At 49.9% G+C, this 14,914-nt stretch carries 16 protein-coding genes; 10 read left to right on the forward strand and 6 right to left on the reverse strand.

Features of this window, described 5'->3' with window-relative positions; translation table 11 throughout:
* Positions 1-157 precede the first annotated feature (157 nt).
* Together ACJHYW_RS08560 and lipA are read left to right on the forward strand one after the other, a co-directional pair.
* The gene (locus tag ACJHYW_RS08560) at positions 158-1,111 is read left to right on the forward strand and encodes a YbeF family transcriptional regulator (protein ID WP_000378058.1); all 954 of its coding nucleotides are present in this window, start codon (positions 158-160) and stop codon (positions 1,109-1,111) included.
* Between the two features lie 208 nt (positions 1,112-1,319).
* On the forward strand, positions 1,320-2,285 hold the full coding sequence (lipA, locus tag ACJHYW_RS08565) for a lipoyl synthase (protein ID WP_000042632.1): 966 nt from the start codon (positions 1,320-1,322) through the stop codon (positions 2,283-2,285).
* Between the two features lie 100 nt (positions 2,286-2,385).
* On the opposite strand, the gene tatE is transcribed toward lipA, so the two are convergent.
* Together tatE and ACJHYW_RS08575 are read right to left on the reverse strand one after the other, a co-directional pair.
* Positions 2,386-2,589, reverse strand: a complete 204-nt coding sequence (gene tatE / locus ACJHYW_RS08570; RefSeq protein ID WP_000503931.1) for a twin-arginine translocase subunit TatE — start codon at positions 2,587-2,589, stop codon at positions 2,386-2,388.
* Positions 2,590-2,717: 128 nt separating this feature from the next.
* Positions 2,718-3,506: a deaminated glutathione amidase gene (locus ACJHYW_RS08575; RefSeq protein ID WP_001305561.1), complete on the reverse strand. Its 789-nt coding sequence runs from the start codon at positions 3,504-3,506 to the stop codon at positions 2,718-2,720.
* A gap of 95 nt (positions 3,507-3,601) precedes the next feature.
* Here ACJHYW_RS08575 and crcB point away from each other — a divergent pair, with 95 nt between their 5' ends.
* A complete protein-coding gene (gene crcB / locus ACJHYW_RS08580; protein WP_000939738.1) occupies positions 3,602-3,985 on the forward strand; it encodes a fluoride efflux transporter CrcB in 384 nt (127 codons plus the stop codon).
* 53 nt (positions 3,986-4,038) lie between these two features.
* On the opposite strand, the gene cspE is transcribed toward crcB, so the two are convergent.
* Positions 4,039-4,248: a transcription antiterminator/RNA stability regulator CspE gene (gene cspE / locus ACJHYW_RS08585; RefSeq protein WP_000034825.1), complete on the reverse strand. Its 210-nt coding sequence runs from the start codon at positions 4,246-4,248 to the stop codon at positions 4,039-4,041.
* 174 nt (positions 4,249-4,422) lie between these two features.
* Complete coding sequence (gene pagP / locus ACJHYW_RS08590; protein WP_001103097.1) at positions 4,423-4,983, reverse strand: lipid IV(A) palmitoyltransferase PagP; 561 nt, start codon at positions 4,981-4,983, stop codon at positions 4,423-4,425.
* 588 nt (positions 4,984-5,571) lie between these two features.
* Between pagP and dcuC the strand changes: the two genes are divergently transcribed.
* Positions 5,572-6,957, forward strand: coding sequence for an anaerobic C4-dicarboxylate transporter DcuC (gene dcuC / locus ACJHYW_RS08595; protein ID WP_000955057.1), 1,386 nt, complete (start codon positions 5,572-5,574; stop codon positions 6,955-6,957).
* Between the two features lie 40 nt (positions 6,958-6,997).
* On the opposite strand, the gene dpiA is transcribed toward dcuC, so the two are convergent.
* Both dpiA and dpiB read right to left on the reverse strand, forming a co-directional pair.
* The gene (gene dpiA, locus ACJHYW_RS08600; protein ID WP_000126500.1) at positions 6,998-7,678 is read right to left on the reverse strand and encodes a two-component response regulator DpiA; all 681 of its coding nucleotides are present in this window, start codon (positions 7,676-7,678) and stop codon (positions 6,998-7,000) included.
* Positions 7,647-9,305: a sensor histidine kinase DpiB gene (gene dpiB / locus ACJHYW_RS08605; RefSeq protein WP_001305557.1), complete on the reverse strand. Its 1,659-nt coding sequence runs from the start codon at positions 9,303-9,305 to the stop codon at positions 7,647-7,649. The genes dpiA and dpiB overlap by 32 nt, the downstream gene beginning before the upstream one ends.
* 378 nt (positions 9,306-9,683) lie before the next feature.
* Between dpiB and citC the strand changes: the two genes are divergently transcribed.
* Genes citC through citG form a run of 6 tightly spaced genes read left to right on the forward strand, consistent with a single transcriptional unit; the run spans position 9,684 to position 14,909 of the window.
* Positions 9,684-10,742, forward strand: coding sequence for a [citrate (pro-3S)-lyase] ligase (gene citC / locus ACJHYW_RS08610; RefSeq protein WP_000467705.1), 1,059 nt, complete (start codon positions 9,684-9,686; stop codon positions 10,740-10,742).
* Positions 10,743-10,756: 14 nt separating this feature from the next.
* Positions 10,757-11,053 (forward strand): citrate lyase acyl carrier protein, encoded by a 297-nt coding sequence (gene citD, locus ACJHYW_RS08615; RefSeq protein WP_000700703.1) that lies wholly within the window; start codon positions 10,757-10,759, stop codon positions 11,051-11,053.
* Positions 11,050-11,958, forward strand: a complete 909-nt coding sequence (citE, locus tag ACJHYW_RS08620; RefSeq protein WP_000622357.1) for a citrate (pro-3S)-lyase subunit beta — start codon at positions 11,050-11,052, stop codon at positions 11,956-11,958. The genes citD and citE overlap by 4 nt, the downstream gene beginning before the upstream one ends.
* Positions 11,959-11,968: 10 nt before the next feature.
* Positions 11,969-13,501 (forward strand): citrate lyase subunit alpha, encoded by a 1,533-nt coding sequence (gene citF / locus ACJHYW_RS08625; RefSeq protein ID WP_410233350.1) that lies wholly within the window; start codon positions 11,969-11,971, stop codon positions 13,499-13,501.
* Between the two features lie 3 nt (positions 13,502-13,504).
* A complete protein-coding gene (gene citX / locus ACJHYW_RS08630) occupies positions 13,505-14,056 on the forward strand; it encodes a citrate lyase holo-[acyl-carrier protein] synthase (RefSeq protein WP_000550406.1) in 552 nt (183 codons plus the stop codon).
* Positions 14,031-14,909, forward strand: coding sequence for a triphosphoribosyl-dephospho-CoA synthase CitG (citG, locus tag ACJHYW_RS08635; protein WP_000062472.1), 879 nt, complete (start codon positions 14,031-14,033; stop codon positions 14,907-14,909). Before citX ends, citG begins: the two co-directional genes overlap by 26 nt.
* The last annotated feature ends 5 nt before the right edge of the window (positions 14,910-14,914 follow it).

The following is a 14,914-nucleotide window of genomic DNA, read 5'->3' on the forward strand; positions in this document are numbered from 1 at the left end:
AAATGCGATGCTACGCCTTGCTCCGTAACTCACCCCATTGATTAACTTATTGAAATAGTTGATTATGGTGAGCAAAAGCGTTCCGTTCCAATTAGACATAAGATTATTGTAATTTTTTTTAATATTATTTTTCCATGAATAAAATTGGAGTAAGTGCGTGGATAGTAATAATCAAATTGAAACCTGTTTAAGCAGAAAGTCGTCAGAAGGTAAACCACAAATATTTACAACCTTACGAAATATTGATCTTAACCTTCTGACTATTTTTGAAGCTGTATATGTACATAAAGGGATCGTTAATGCAGCGAAAGTGCTTAATCTGACACCCTCGGCAATCAGTCAGTCTATTCAGAAACTGCGCGTTATATTCCCTGACCCATTGTTTATTCGCAAAGGTCAGGGTGTCACTCCTACCGCATTTGCGATGCATCTACATGAGTATATCAGTCAGGGCCTTGAGTCCATTCTTGGCGCGCTGGATATCGAAGGAAGCTATGATAAGCAACGAACGATAACTATTGCGACCACCCCCTCGGTCGGAGCCCTGGTCCTTCCTGTCATCTATCGGGCGATTAAATCTCACTATCCGCAGCTTTTACTGCGCAACCCCCCCATCAGCGACGCGGAAAACCAACTCAGTCAGTTTCAAACCGATCTCATCATCGATAACATGTTTTGCACCAATCGTACGGTGCAACATCATGTTCTGTTCACCGACAATATGGTGTTAATTTGCCGTGAGGGAAATCCACTACTCTCTTTAGAAGATGACAGAGAGACTATCGACAACGCTGCGCATATACTCCTGTTACCGGAAGGGCAAAATTTCAGCGGTCTGCGGCAGAGAGTTCAAGAGATGTTTCCGGACCGGCAAATCAGTTTCACCAGCTACAACATTTTGACAATCGCTGCACTGGTTGCCAACAGTGACATGTTAGCGATTATTCCCAGCCGTTTTTATAACCTGTTTAGCCGTTGTTGGCCGCTAGAAAAACTGCCTTTTCCGTCCTTAAATGAGGAGCAAATAGATTTCTCTATCCACTACAACAAATTCAGCCTGCGTGATCCCATCCTGCACGGGGTAATAGATGTTATCCGGAATGCATTTTGAAAAAGTATTGTTACAGCCAGATCACAGCGAAGAACGAAAAAATGGCACAATCCAACAACAATTTTACATTTTCGCGACCGCTTTGGCTGCTTTCAGGTCCGTTTCAATGATATACTGCCAGTCGTTAATTCAAAAATAGTTGATAATTACAACAATCTATTGAATTGAAACGCTTTCCTTCGTAATTCGCAACTGGAACACGCACGCTATGAGTAAACCCATTGTGATGGAACGCGGTGTTAAATACCGCGATGCCGATAAGATGGCCCTTATCCCGGTTAAAAACGTGGCAACAGAGCGCGAAGCCCTGCTGCGCAAGCCGGAATGGATGAAAATCAAGCTTCCAGCGGACTCTACACGTATCCAGGGCATCAAAGCCGCAATGCGCAAAAATGGCCTGCATTCTGTCTGCGAGGAAGCCTCCTGCCCTAACCTGGCGGAATGCTTCAACCACGGCACAGCAACTTTTATGATCCTCGGCGCTATTTGTACCCGCCGTTGTCCGTTCTGTGACGTTGCCCACGGTCGCCCGGTAGCTCCGGATGCCAATGAACCAGTGAAACTGGCGCAGACCATTGCCGATATGGCGCTGCGTTATGTGGTTATCACCTCCGTTGACCGTGATGACCTGCGCGATGGCGGTGCCCAACACTTTGCGGATTGCATTACTGCCATTCGGGAAAAAAGCCCGCAAATCAAAATTGAAACTCTGGTGCCGGATTTCCGCGGTCGTATGGATCGTGCTCTGGATATTCTGACCGCCACACCACCAGATGTGTTCAACCATAACCTGGAAAACGTACCGCGTATTTACCGTCAGGTACGGCCTGGTGCAGATTACAACTGGTCGCTGAAGCTGCTGGAACGCTTTAAAGAAGCGCATCCGGAAATCCCGACCAAGTCTGGTCTGATGGTGGGTCTGGGTGAAACCAATGAAGAAATTATTGAGGTAATGCGCGACCTGCGCCGTCATGGTGTGACGATGTTAACGCTGGGGCAATATTTGCAGCCAAGCCGCCATCACCTGCCGGTTCAACGTTACGTTAGCCCGGATGAGTTCGACGAAATGAAAGCCGAAGCGCTGGCGATGGGCTTTACCCATGCTGCATGCGGTCCGTTTGTCCGCTCGTCTTACCACGCCGATTTGCAGGCGAAAGGGATGGAAGTTAAGTAATCCTGTAATAATTACTTACATCTGTCTGATAAAAAACCCGCTTTTTGAAGCGGGTTTTTTGTATCGAACAAGATATTGAGGGAGCGTCCTGCTCGCCACGTCACTCTTTATGAGAGAGCTTTTCAGCCTGAAGATCAACGTCTGCGCCTTTTTTCGCCGCAGCATCGTCATCATTCATCGCCTTCTTGAACCCTTTAATGGCCGCTCCAAGGTCTCCGCCCAGCGTACGTAACTTCTTAGTCCCAAACAGCAGAACGACCAGCGCCGCAACTACCAGCAGTTTGGTAATACTAATCTCACCCATAGATACCTTCTTGACATATAACCGGCAACAGAACGCGCCTTAAAAACCAGAGAATATTAACGGTCATTCGACGCGCGCACACAATAGCAATCTGTAACAAGGTGAATCAAGCGCCGAGTAAAAAAACATCATAATAATTGCGGCGGCGCAAAGCGACGGTTGTTTAAGACGGGCAGTTGCGCGCGCACCTGACGCACACGTTCGGGCGTCACTTCCGCCATAATGAGTGCAGGCATTTCTGACGCTGCCGCAATGGTGACGCCAAAGGGATCTATAATCCGGCTTTGCCCGATATTTTTGTTCCCGCACTCCCCCGCCGCCACCATATAACAGGTGGTATCCAGCGCACGAGCGGCAAGCAACGTTGACCAGTGATGCTCTTTGAGCGGCCCACGAACCCAGGCAGCAGGAAGTACCAGGATTTCAGCTCCCTGTAATGCCTGTGCCAGCGCCAGCTCTGGAAAGCGTAAGTCATAACAGGTCATCAGACCGACCTTCATCCCTTCCACCTCCAGTAACGGAGCTATTTCATTACCAGCATCAACATGGCGTGATTCCTGAATGGCAAATGCATCATAGAGATGAAGTTTGGCATAACGGGCGACGATGTTTCCTGCCTGTAGCGCCACCAGCATATTCCATGCGCGCCCCGGCGTTGAAGGAACATGAATCGTCAGAATTGTCGTCATCATGTTACGTTTACTTTCTCGACGTAAACGTCCGAGGAATTCGCCTTCCAGCAGCTGTGCTGATTTAACCGATAGATCTGCATCATGATCATCACGCGCCAACAATGCTTCCGGCAGGACAAACAGCGAAACGTCGTTTTCCGCCGCCTGCGCCATCAACGAGGCACAAATCTCAGCGTTCTTTTCCCACACAGATGTCACAGCAAACTGTCCTGCGGCAACCAGCATTGCCACCTCCTCCTGTCAGAGTCGTAAAATTCGCCAACGGCGATTATTCGGCGTTACACTTATCACTCATACAAATCAAATAGCAGGATTTTGCAGTGTTACAACTTCTTTTAGCAGTTTTTATAGGCGGTGGTACGGGAAGCGTGGCGAGATGGCTGTTAAGTATGCGATTTAACCCGCTGCATCAGGCGATTCCGTTGGGGACGCTGGCAGCCAACCTGATTGGGGCATTCATCATAGGAATGGGATTCGCCTGGTTCAGCAGGATGACGAACATTGATCCCGTGTGGAAAGTATTAATCACCACCGGATTTTGTGGCGGTCTAACAACCTTCTCAACATTTTCGGCAGAAGTGGTGTTTTTGTTACAAGAGGGTCGCTTTGGCTGGGCATTACTGAACGTTTTCGTCAACCTTCTGGGGTCTTTTGCCATGACCGCACTGGCTTTCTGGCTGTTTTCGGCCTCAACCGCACACTAAAGACCAAAAAAAACCCGCTGATTAAGCGGGTTTTGAATTCTTGCTGACGTATCTTACAGAGCGATTACGTTTGCAGCAGAAGGGCCTTTGGCACCGTTAGTGATTTCGAACTCTACGCGCTGACCTTCAGCAAGAGTTTTAAAACCATTAGTCTGGATTGCAGAGAAGTGTACGAACACGTCTTTGCTGCCGTCTTCCGGAGTAATGAAACCGAATCCTTTGGACTCATTAAACCACTTAACGTTACCTTTAATCTTAGACATCAAAATTACCTTTACATGAAAAATAGACACAAATGCTGTGTCGGTTACCAGTACACCAATTGTGGTACGCTTTGTCCAGTGCAACTTTACTAAAAAGTGATAAAAGTCGCGTTATTTTTGATGTTAATTATTTTAGTGGTTGATTTTAAAGAATTTACTAAAACTTCATTTGTCTCAAAACTGAAAGCGCATCCAGGCAAAGTACACATTGCCATTGTTGTAGGTACCCGGAATGTAGGTCATCTGAAACGTCGCGGGGCCATACCCCACAGAGGCCAATGGCAGTAGAACCGGGAGAGGGATGTAATTCCAGTTATCGCGTGCCGTTACGCCAGCGGTGAATCCCAGGCCTAAATGAAAATTTTCATCTGCCAGCGGTCGCCAGGTACTTTCCCATCCGTATCCGGCAATCGGTTCCCATTTGTTCCACGAGTCCTTAAATGCCATGGCATACAGGCCATGCCAGTTTCCTTTTTCGTCCCAACGCGACTGACCAAAACCGCCACCCCACGGTCGCTCGTTATAGCGATCGGTTTTTTCTTTGTCATAGGCAAAACGCGCATGCCAGGTGATGGCAGGAATATATAAATCATAATGTTCTGGCTGTTGCCAGGTTTGTGCAATATTTTCTCTAAACGTTGTCATCCACTCATCAGCGTTAGCAAAAACTTTACCAACACTGATTAACTGAATAAAAACAAAGAAAAATATAGTGACATATTTACTCACGTTCATTTGTGACCATTAAACATTTATCAAAAATCTACTACTAGCATAGCAAAGCTACAATTAACATAACCTTAATAGCCCCAACATAAAAAATAATCTGAATAGCTGCTCTATTTATTTCCGCTTGTTTAAGTTAAATATTTCCGCACATCGATTAAAGATGATGCGTCGTTTTCTGCGATGGGAATAGTCAAAAAAGAAAAACCAAGTCTTTTTTGATGACAAAATGCAATCAAGGAAAAATTATTTTATTTTTTAACGAGATACAACAATCATCTTAACGAAGTATATAATATATATCGTCAACCCATGCTCATATTAGATTATTTTTTGAGCGCATGGCCGCAGCTAACACCATTGCAATTAACAAATTTGCATCAATCCACCATCAATTTACACACATTATTATGTGATATTTGCCAACCGCTAAATATGCGTTTTGTTATCTACGTATAAAAACAGCAACTTCAATGTCTTAATGGCAGTTTTTCTTGATTTTAATCAGCATTCACCGCCAATTTATTGGGCATATTTTTTCCTTAGTTTTTAGGAATTTTTTATTATTTACTTTGGGGCCTGGAGACAGGAAAAATTATGCTGACATTCATTGAACTCCTTATTGGGGTTGTGGTTATTGTGGGTGTAGCTCGCTACATCATTAAAGGGTATTCCGCCACTGGCGTGTTATTTGTCGGTGGCCTGTTATTGCTGATTATCAGTGCCATTATGGGGCACAAAGTGTTACCGTCCAGCCAGGCTTCAACAGGCTACAGCGCCACGGATATCGTTGAATACGTTAAAATATTGCTAATGAGCCGCGGCGGCGACCTCGGCATGATGATTATGATGCTGTGTGGCTTTGCCGCTTACATGACCCATATCGGCGCGAATGATATGGTGGTCAAGCTGGCGTCAAAACCATTGCAGTATATTAACTCCCCTTACCTGCTGATGATTGCCGCCTATTTTGTCGCCTGTCTGATGTCTCTGGCCGTCTCTTCCGCAACCGGTCTGGGTGTTTTGCTGATGGCAACCCTGTTTCCGGTGATGGTAAACGTTGGTATCAGCCGTGGTGCAGCTGCTGCTATTTGTGCCTCCCCGGCGGCGATTATTCTCGCACCGACTTCAGGGGATGTGGTGCTGGCGGCGCAGGCTTCCGAAATGTCGCTGATTGACTTCGCCTTCAAAACGACGCTGCCTATCTCAATTGCTGCAATTATCGGCATGGCGATCGCCCACTTCTTCTGGCAACGTTATCTGGATAAAAAAGAGCACATCTCTCATGAAATGTTAGATGTCAGTGAAATCACCACTACTGCTCCTGCGTTTTATGCCATTTTGCCGTTCACGCCGATCATCGGAGTGCTGATTTTTGACGGCAAATGGGGTCCGCAATTACACATCATCACTATTCTGGTGATTTGTATGCTGATTGCCTCCATTCTGGAGTTCATCCGCAGCTTTAATACCCAGAAAGTTTTCTCTGGTCTGGAAGTGGCTTATCGCGGGATGGCCGATGCGTTTGCTAACGTGGTGATGCTGCTGGTTGCCGCTGGGGTATTCGCTCAGGGGCTTAGCACCATCGGCTTTATTCAAAGTCTGATTTCTATCGCCACCTCGTTTGGTTCGGCGAGTATCATCCTGATGCTGGTATTAGTGATCCTGACAATGCTGGCGGCAGTCACGACCGGTTCAGGCAATGCGCCGTTTTATGCGTTTGTTGAGATGATCCCGAAACTGGCGCACTCTTCCGGCATTAACCCGGCGTATTTGACTATCCCAATGCTGCAGGCGTCAAACCTCGGCCGTACCCTGTCACCCGTTTCTGGCGTAGTCGTTGCGGTTGCCGGGATGGCGAAAATCTCACCATTTGAAGTCGTAAAACGCACCTCGGTGCCGGTGCTTGTTGGGCTGGTGATTGTTATCGTTGCTACAGAGCTGATGGTGCCAGGAACGGCAGCCGCGGTCACAGGCAAGTAAATAGTCATGCCGGAGGCAAGTTTCCTCCGGCTTTATCATGTCACCCACTGTGGTATATGCGTTGCGGTCTGCCAACTTTGCCGTGAACAATTTCAGCAATAATCAGATGGCGGCTGGCGCAATATTCAAGATAACGTCTGGCAGTGGTGCGGCTGATAGTCAGTGCCTGCGCCACCGTTTCTGCCGTATGTTGCACACCAGGCTCTTTAAACAGTTTTCGCACTGCGTTTAGCGTCAAGGGGTCAATGCCGGTCGGCAGTTCGTCTTTGGGTTCACCGCGAGCATAGGCATTAAACATCTCATCAATTTGCTTCTGGCTGGCGCTATCAATACTTTCCAGCATATGTTTACGCTGGCGGAAACGGGTTAGCGTTTGCCCCAGCCGTTCATAGGCAATGGGCTTAATGAGATAATCAAATACACCACAACGTACGGCTTCAGACACCGTTTCCATATCGCTGGCTGCAGTGGTAAACACCACGTCGCCGGGATAATGCGCCTGCACCAGTTCATGCAGTAAATTAATCCCTCTACCGTCAGGAAGATAGTTATCGAGCAAGATTAGCCCCGGCTTAAAACGCTCGATCATCATTCGGGCCTGCGCCAGGTTTCCCGCCAGTAATATCTGACTGAATCCGGGAATGTGACGAATATATTCCGCATGCATCTCTGCCAGCGGCGTTTCGTCCTCAACGATCAATAGGGTTAATGGAGCTGTCATTAGGTTTCACTTTCGGAATATAGATTGAAAATAAGGTACCGCAGGGATCATTATCTTCGAGAGTGATAACACCACCGCAGCGCGTTACGTAGCTGGCAATCAAGTACAACCCAATGCCATGTTCGCCGGGCTCGTCAGCACGCGTACTGACACCCTGCTCAAATATTTTGTCTCGTAGAGACTCTGGAACGCCGCAGCCCTGATCGGCGACTTCAATCACCACATCATCGCCTTCATCGCTGAGGAATAATTCAACGATCTTGTTTCCTTCATCGCTACGTAGGCTGGCTTCGAAGGCGTTATCAAGTAAATTGCCAACAATGGCTGCAAACTCGGTGCTGTCCAGTCCTGGCGGCAGTTGCGAAAGCTGACTTCCGGGGACGATGACCATTTTTAGCCCCAGTTCGCGGGCGCGCTGCACTTTACCAAAAAGCAGCCCCGCCACCTGGCGATCGGCAAACGCCTCGCGCAGGCTATCAATAAGCTGTTGCTGGGCCTGAGACTCCCCCTGCACCATCGCCAGCACGCGATCATACTCTTTCATCTGCAACAGACCATTGAGCGTCGACATCCAATTGAGATGCTCGTGTCGCAATGTGCGCAGGCTCTCGACGTATTGTTTAATTTGCGTCAGTTGCGCATTGAGGGTGGATATTTCGTCTTTACTACGAAAGCTGATAATGGCCCCCAGCAAATCATCACCAGAACGAATAGCTTCCCGGTTGGCAATAACGCTCAGACCGTTAAAGTTCGCCACCACATCCTGACGTTTTTCATCAATCTGTTCGGTAAAGAAATCGGCGGGCCTGACCACTTCAGCAATGGGTTTACCCAACCATTGCCGTCCGGGGGAACTCAGACCCAGCATCTTTCTTGCGTTACGATTGATGGCGGTAATGTAACCATGCGGATCCACCGCAATGAGCCCTTCATAAACCGAACTAAACAGCGCCTCTTGCTGACGGACCACGCGTGCGATTTGCTTTGGCTCCATGCCCATCATCTGCCGACGGATATGCGCGGCCAGGAACCACGATAGCAACATCAGAATCCCTAACAGCACGACAAACACGCCAGCCATCGGTAATAAAAACTCAGCCCGCCAGCTATCGATTTTACTCACCAGGTAGCCAATCGACACCACGCCGATGACTTTTCCATCGTCATCAAAGATTGGCGTTTTGGCACGCATCGCCATGCCAATTGACCCTTTCCCGGTGATGAAGTAGCTCTCCCCTTTCTCCAGCGCGCCCGGTTTGGTGAACTGCATAGGATAACCAATTTTCTCCGGATTAGGATGGTAAAGACGAATCGAGTGCCGGTCGCCAATCACCACATAATCGAAATCAGTATCTCTTTGTAATTTGTCAGCGATGGTCGCCAGCCTCTTGTAGTCACGCGTTTTCACTGCGCTGATGATACTGTCATTAGAAGCAATAATTTTTGCCTGATTCATTGCCATGTCGCGCACATGAAGCGTTAAATAGTCCTCAAAACTGGCCGTAAAATATTGCGCCAGGGCTGCAATGACAAATATTGAGAACACCAGAATCAGCAAAAAGATACGCAGCGGAAATGCCAGTCTTTGGAAAAATGCAAACTGTTTATTCTCGTTAAGCTGCAACATTGTTTTCCTTGCGGGTTGTCCCGAGCCTCTTTGACGGATGTAATTAAAATGTTGAATCAAAATACATATATATTAAATATGATCGTGGCAAATTTTATTCATTAAATCAATTAAATCACTTAAACCTGCGGGTCATTTCGTAATTACATTAGTTAAAAAACTTAAAACCATTAAATAAATAAAAAACCACTAACTCTATGTGAAATAAATCAAAATTTCACGCCGAAATACTCCTTAGGATGTATAGCGAAAGGAGAAAAAGATATACCTCGATCACCCCCTTTCTCCCAAGTGAAAATAAAAGGTTATCAGTTTGCAACATCGAACAACATTCGTTGCAAATCGATAACAACATGCACCTTCAGGATACTATTTATTATGTTCGGCAATGATATTTTCACCCGTGTAAAACGTTCAGAAAATAAAAAAATGGCGGAAATCGCCCAATTCCTGCATGAAAATGATTTGAGCGTTGACACCACAGTCGAAGTATTTATTACCGTAACCCGCGATGAAAAGCTTATCGCGTGCGGTGGAATTGCCGGAAATATTATTAAATGCGTTGCTATCAGTGAATCCGTTCGCGGTGAAGGACTGGCGCTGACATTAGCCACTGAATTGATAAACCTCGCCTATGAGCGGCACAGCACGCATCTGTTTATTTATACCAAAACCGAATACGAGGCGCTGTTCCGCCAGTGCGGTTTTTCCACGCTGACCAGTGTACCCGGCGTGATGGTGCTGATGGAAAACAGCGCCACGCGACTGAAACGCTATGCCGAATCGCTGAAAAAATTTCGTCATCCAGGGAACAAGATTGGCTGCATTGTGATGAACGCCAATCCCTTTACGAATGGTCACCGTTATCTGATTCAACAGGCTGCAGCACAGTGCGACTGGTTGCATCTGTTTTTAGTTAAAGAAGATTCTTCACGCTTTCCCTATGAAGACCGGCTGGATCTGGTGTTAAAAGGCACCGCCGATATTCCACGCCTGACTGTGCATCGCGGCTCCGAATACATCATCTCCCGCGCTACGTTCCCTTGCTACTTCATTAAAGAACAGAGCGTCATTAACCATTGTTACACCGAAATTGATCTGAAGATTTTCCGTCAGTACCTCGCTCCCGCGCTGGGTGTAACTCACCGCTTTGTCGGTACTGAACCCTTTTGTCGCGTTACCGCCCAGTACAACCAGGATATGCGCTACTGGCTGGAAACGCCGACTATCTCCGCACCGCCCATCGAACTGGTTGAAATTGAGCGGCTGCGTTACCAGGAGATGCCGATATCCGCTTCCCGGGTACGTCAACTGCTGGCGAAAAACGATCTCACGGCTATCGCGCCGCTGGTCCCTGCAGTCACGCTGCATTATTTGCAGAACCTGCTTGAGCACTCCCGCCAGGACGCGGCAGCTCGTCAAAAGACCCCCGCATGAGAAACAGGTGAAAAATGAAAATAAACCAGCCCGCCGTTGCAGGCACCCTTGAGTCTGGGGATGTGATGATACGCATCGCCCCACTCGATACGCAGGATATCGACCTGCAAATCAACAGCAGCGTTGAGAAACAGTTTGGCGATGCAATTCGCACCACCATTCTGGACGTTCTCGCCCGCTACAACGTGCGCGGCGTACAGCTGAATGTCGATGACAAAGGCGCACTGGACTGCATTTTACGTGCACGACTGGAAGCCCTGCTGGCACGCGCCAGCGGTATCCCGGCTCTGCCATGGGAGGATTGCCAATGATTTCCGCTTCGCTGCAACAACGTAAAACTCGCACCCGCCGCAGTATGTTGTTTGTGCCTGGTGCCAATGCCGCGATGGTCAGCAACTCCTTCATCTACCCGGCTGATGCCCTGATGTTTGACCTCGAAGACTCCGTAGCATTGCGTGAAAAAGACACCGCCCGCCGCATGGTTTACCACGCGCTGCAACATCCGCTGTATCGCGATATTGAAACCATTGTGCGTGTAAACGCGCTGGATTCCGAATGGGGTGTTAACGACCTGGAAGCCGTCGTTCGCGGTGGTGCGGACGTTGTGCGTCTGCCGAAAACCGATACCGCTCAGGATGTTCTGGATATCGAAAAAGAGATCCTGCGCATCGAAAAAGCCTGTGGTCGTGAACCCGGCAGCACCGGCCTGCTGGCAGCGATTGAATCTCCGCTGGGCATTACCCGCGCAGTGGAAATCGCTCACGCTTCCGAGCGTTTGATCGGTATCGCCCTCGGTGCAGAAGACTATGTGCGCAACCTGCGTACAGAACGCTCCCCGGAAGGAACTGAACTGCTGTTCGCACGCTGTTCCATTTTGCAGGCCGCGCGCTCTGCGGGTATTCAGGCGTTCGATACCGTCTATTCCGACGCTAATAACGAAGCCGGATTCCTGCAAGAAGCCGCCCACATCAAACAGCTGGGCTTTGACGGCAAATCGCTGATCAACCCGCGTCAGATTGATCTGCTGCACAACCTCTACGCACCGACCCAGAAAGAAGTGGATCACGCCCGCCGCGTCGTAGAAGCCGCTGAAGCCGCCGCTCGCGAAGGCCTCGGCGTGGTTTCCCTGAACGGCAAGATGGTGGACGGTCCGGTTATCGATCGCGCCCGTCTGGTGCTCTCCCGCGCAGAACTTTCCGGCATCCGCGAAGAATAAGGCAATCAAAATGACGCAGAAAATTGAACAATCTCAACGACAAGAACGGGTAGCGGCCTGGAATCGTCGCGCTGAATGCGATCTTGCCGCTTTCCAGAACTCGCCAAAGCAAACCTACCAGGCTGAAAAAGCGCGCGATCGCAAACTGTGCGCCAACCTGGAAGAAGCGATTCGTCGCTCTGGTTTACAGGACGGTATGACGGTTTCCTTCCATCACGCTTTCCGTGGCGGTGACCTGACCGTCAATATGGTGATGGACGTCATCGCGAAGATGGGCTTTAAAAACCTGACTCTGGCCTCCAGCTCCCTGAGTGATTGCCATGCGCCGCTGGTAGAACACATTCGCCGGGGCGTGGTTACCCGCATTTATACCTCTGGCCTGCGCGGTCCACTGGCGGAAGAAATCTCCCGTGGTCTGCTGGCGGAACCGGTGCAAATCCACTCTCACGGCGGACGTGTGCATCTGGTACAGAGCGGCGAACTGAATATCGATGTGGCTTTCCTCGGCGTCCCGTCCTGTGATGAATTCGGTAATGCCAACGGCTACACCGGTAAAGCCTGCTGCGGCTCCCTCGGCTATGCAATGGTTGATGCCGACAACGCAAAACAGATCGTGATGCTTACCGAAGAACTGCTGCCTTATCCGCATAATCCGGCAAGCATTGAGCAAGATCAGGTTGATCTGATCGTCAAAGTTGATCGCGTTGGCGATGCTGCAAAAATCGGCGCTGGTGCTACCCGTATGACCACTAACCCGCGCGAACTGCTTATTGCCCGTAGCGCTGCGGATGTGATTGTTAACTCTGGCTACTTCAAAGAAGGTTTCTCCATGCAGACCGGCACCGGCGGCGCTTCGCTGGCGGTAACCCGTTTCCTGGAAGACAAAATGCGTAGCCGCGATATTCGCGCCGACTTCGCCCTCGGCGGTATTACCGCAACGATGGTTGATCTGCACGAAAAAGGTTTGATCCGCAAACTGCTGGATGTGCAGAGCTTTGACAGCCATGCTGCGCAATCGCTGGCCCGTAACCCCAATCACATCGAAATCAGCGCCAACCAGTACGCTAACTGGGGGTCGAAAGGCGCAGCGGTTGATCGTCTCGACGTGGTGGTACTGAGCGCGCTGGAAATTGACACCCAGTTCAACGTTAACGTGCTGACCGGCTCTGACGGCGTACTGCGTGGTGCTTCCGGTGGTCACTGCGATACCGCGATTGCCTCTGCGCTTTCCATCATCGTCGCGCCGCTGGTACGCGGTCGTATTCCGACGCTGGTGGATAACGTGCTGACCTGCATCACCCCGGGCTCCAGTGTCGATATTCTGGTCACAGACCACGGCATCGCTGTTAACCCGGCACGTCCGGAGCTGGCAGAACGTCTGCAGGAAGCGGGGATCAAAGTGGTTTCTATTGAGTGGCTGCGTGAACGTGCGCGTCTGCTGACCGGTGAACCACAGCCGATTGAATTCACCGACCGCGTCGTTGCCGTTGTGCGTTACCGCGATGGCTCGGTGATCGATGTTGTGCATCAGGTGAAGGAATAAGCCATGCACCTGCTTCCTGAACTCGCCAGCCACCATGCGGTGTCAATTCCCGAGCTGCTCGTCAGCCGGGATGAAAGGCAAGCACGGCAACACGCCTGGCTCAAGCGCCATCCTGTTCCACTGGTCTCCTTTACCGTGGTTGCGCCTGGGCCGATTAAAGACAGCGAGGTCACACGCCGAATTTTTAATCATGGCGTGACAGCCTTGCGTGCCTTAGCCGCAAAACAGGGCTGGCAAATTCAGGAGCAGGCTGCACTGGTTTCCGCCAGCGGGCCGGAGGGCATGTTGAGCATTGCCGCCCCGGCTCGCGACCTCAAGCTCGCCACCATTGAGCTTGAACATAATCATCCTCTCGGGCGGTTATGGGATATCGATGTCCTGACACCCGAAGGCGACATTCTCTCCCGCCGCGATTATTCACTGCCGCCTCGCCGCTGCCTGTTGTGCGAGCAAAGCGCAGCTGTTTGCGCGCGTGGAAAAACCCATCAACTGACCGATTTACTCAACCGCATGGAGGCGCTGCTGAACGATGTCGATGCCTGCAACGTCAACTAAAACCACAAAGCTTGCGACGTCATTAATCGATGAGTACGCCCTGCTGGGCTGGCGCGCCATGCTGACTGAAGTCAATCTGTCACCGAAACCAGGCCTCGTGGATCGCATTAACTGCGGTGCGCACAAAGATATGGCGCTGGAAGATTTCCACCGCAGCGCGCTGGCGATTCAGGGCTGGTTACCCCGTTTCATTGAATTTGGTGCCTGTAGTGCAGAAATGGCACCGGAAGCAGTACTCAACGGATTACGCCCAATTGGTATGGCTTGCGAAGGTGATATGTTCCGCGCCACTGCGGGTGTAAACACGCATAAAGGAAGCATTTTTTCTTTAGGGCTACTGTGTGCGGCAATTGGCCGTTTGCTTCAGCTCAACCAGCCGGTAACGCCAACAACCGTTTGTTCGACGGCGGCAAGTTTCTGTCGTGGCCTGACCGATCGCGAACTGCGTACCAATAATTCACAACTGACGGCAGGTCAACGGTTGTACCAGCAGCTTGGCCTTACCGGCGCACGCGGTGAAGCCGAAGCGGGTTATCCACTGGTGATCAATCACGCCCTGCCGCATTACCTCACTCTGCTGGATCAGGGGTTAGATCCTGAACTGGCATTGCTCGATACCTTGCTCCTACTGATGGCTACTAACGGCGATACCAACGTTGCATCGCGCGGTGGCGAGGGGGGCCTGCGCTGGCTACAGCGCGAGGCGCAAACACTATTAAACAATGGGGGCATCCGAACCCCCGCCGATCTCGATTATCTCCGGCAGTTCGACAGGGAGTGTATCGAACGAAATCTCAGTCCAGGCGGCAGTGCCGACCTGCTGATTCTTACCTGGTTTTTAGCACAGATTTAATAATT

This window comes from Escherichia sp. WS3063 (genome assembly GCF_046486595.1).
Lineage (GTDB): Bacteria > Pseudomonadota > Gammaproteobacteria > Enterobacterales > Enterobacteriaceae > Escherichia > Escherichia coli.

Coding starts and splice junctions, on each gene's coding strand:
- lipA (WP_000042632.1), top strand. CDS start 1,320: ATGAGTAAACCCATTGTGATGGAACGCGGTGTTAAATACCGCGATGCC.
- tatE (WP_000503931.1), bottom strand. CDS start 2,589: ATGGGTGAGATTAGTATTACCAAACTGCTGGTAGTTGCGGCGCTGGTC.
- ACJHYW_RS08575 (WP_001305561.1), bottom strand. CDS start 3,506: ATGCTGGTTGCCGCAGGACAGTTTGCTGTGACATCTGTGTGGGAAAAG.
- cspE (WP_000034825.1), bottom strand. CDS start 4,248: ATGTCTAAGATTAAAGGTAACGTTAAGTGGTTTAATGAGTCCAAAGGA.
- pagP (WP_001103097.1), bottom strand. CDS start 4,983: ATGAACGTGAGTAAATATGTCACTATATTTTTCTTTGTTTTTATTCAG.
- dcuC (WP_000955057.1), top strand. CDS start 5,572: ATGCTGACATTCATTGAACTCCTTATTGGGGTTGTGGTTATTGTGGGT.
- dpiA (WP_000126500.1), bottom strand. CDS start 7,678: ATGACAGCTCCATTAACCCTATTGATCGTTGAGGACGAAACGCCGCTG.
- dpiB (WP_001305557.1), bottom strand. CDS start 9,305: ATGTTGCAGCTTAACGAGAATAAACAGTTTGCATTTTTCCAAAGACTG.
- citC (WP_000467705.1), top strand. CDS start 9,684: ATGTTCGGCAATGATATTTTCACCCGTGTAAAACGTTCAGAAAATAAA.
- citD (WP_000700703.1), top strand. CDS start 10,757: ATGAAAATAAACCAGCCCGCCGTTGCAGGCACCCTTGAGTCTGGGGAT.
- citE (WP_000622357.1), top strand. CDS start 11,050: ATGATTTCCGCTTCGCTGCAACAACGTAAAACTCGCACCCGCCGCAGT.
- citF (WP_410233350.1), top strand. CDS start 11,969: ATGACGCAGAAAATTGAACAATCTCAACGACAAGAACGGGTAGCGGCC.
- citX (WP_000550406.1), top strand. CDS start 13,505: ATGCACCTGCTTCCTGAACTCGCCAGCCACCATGCGGTGTCAATTCCC.
- citG (WP_000062472.1), top strand. CDS start 14,031: ATGTCGATGCCTGCAACGTCAACTAAAACCACAAAGCTTGCGACGTCA.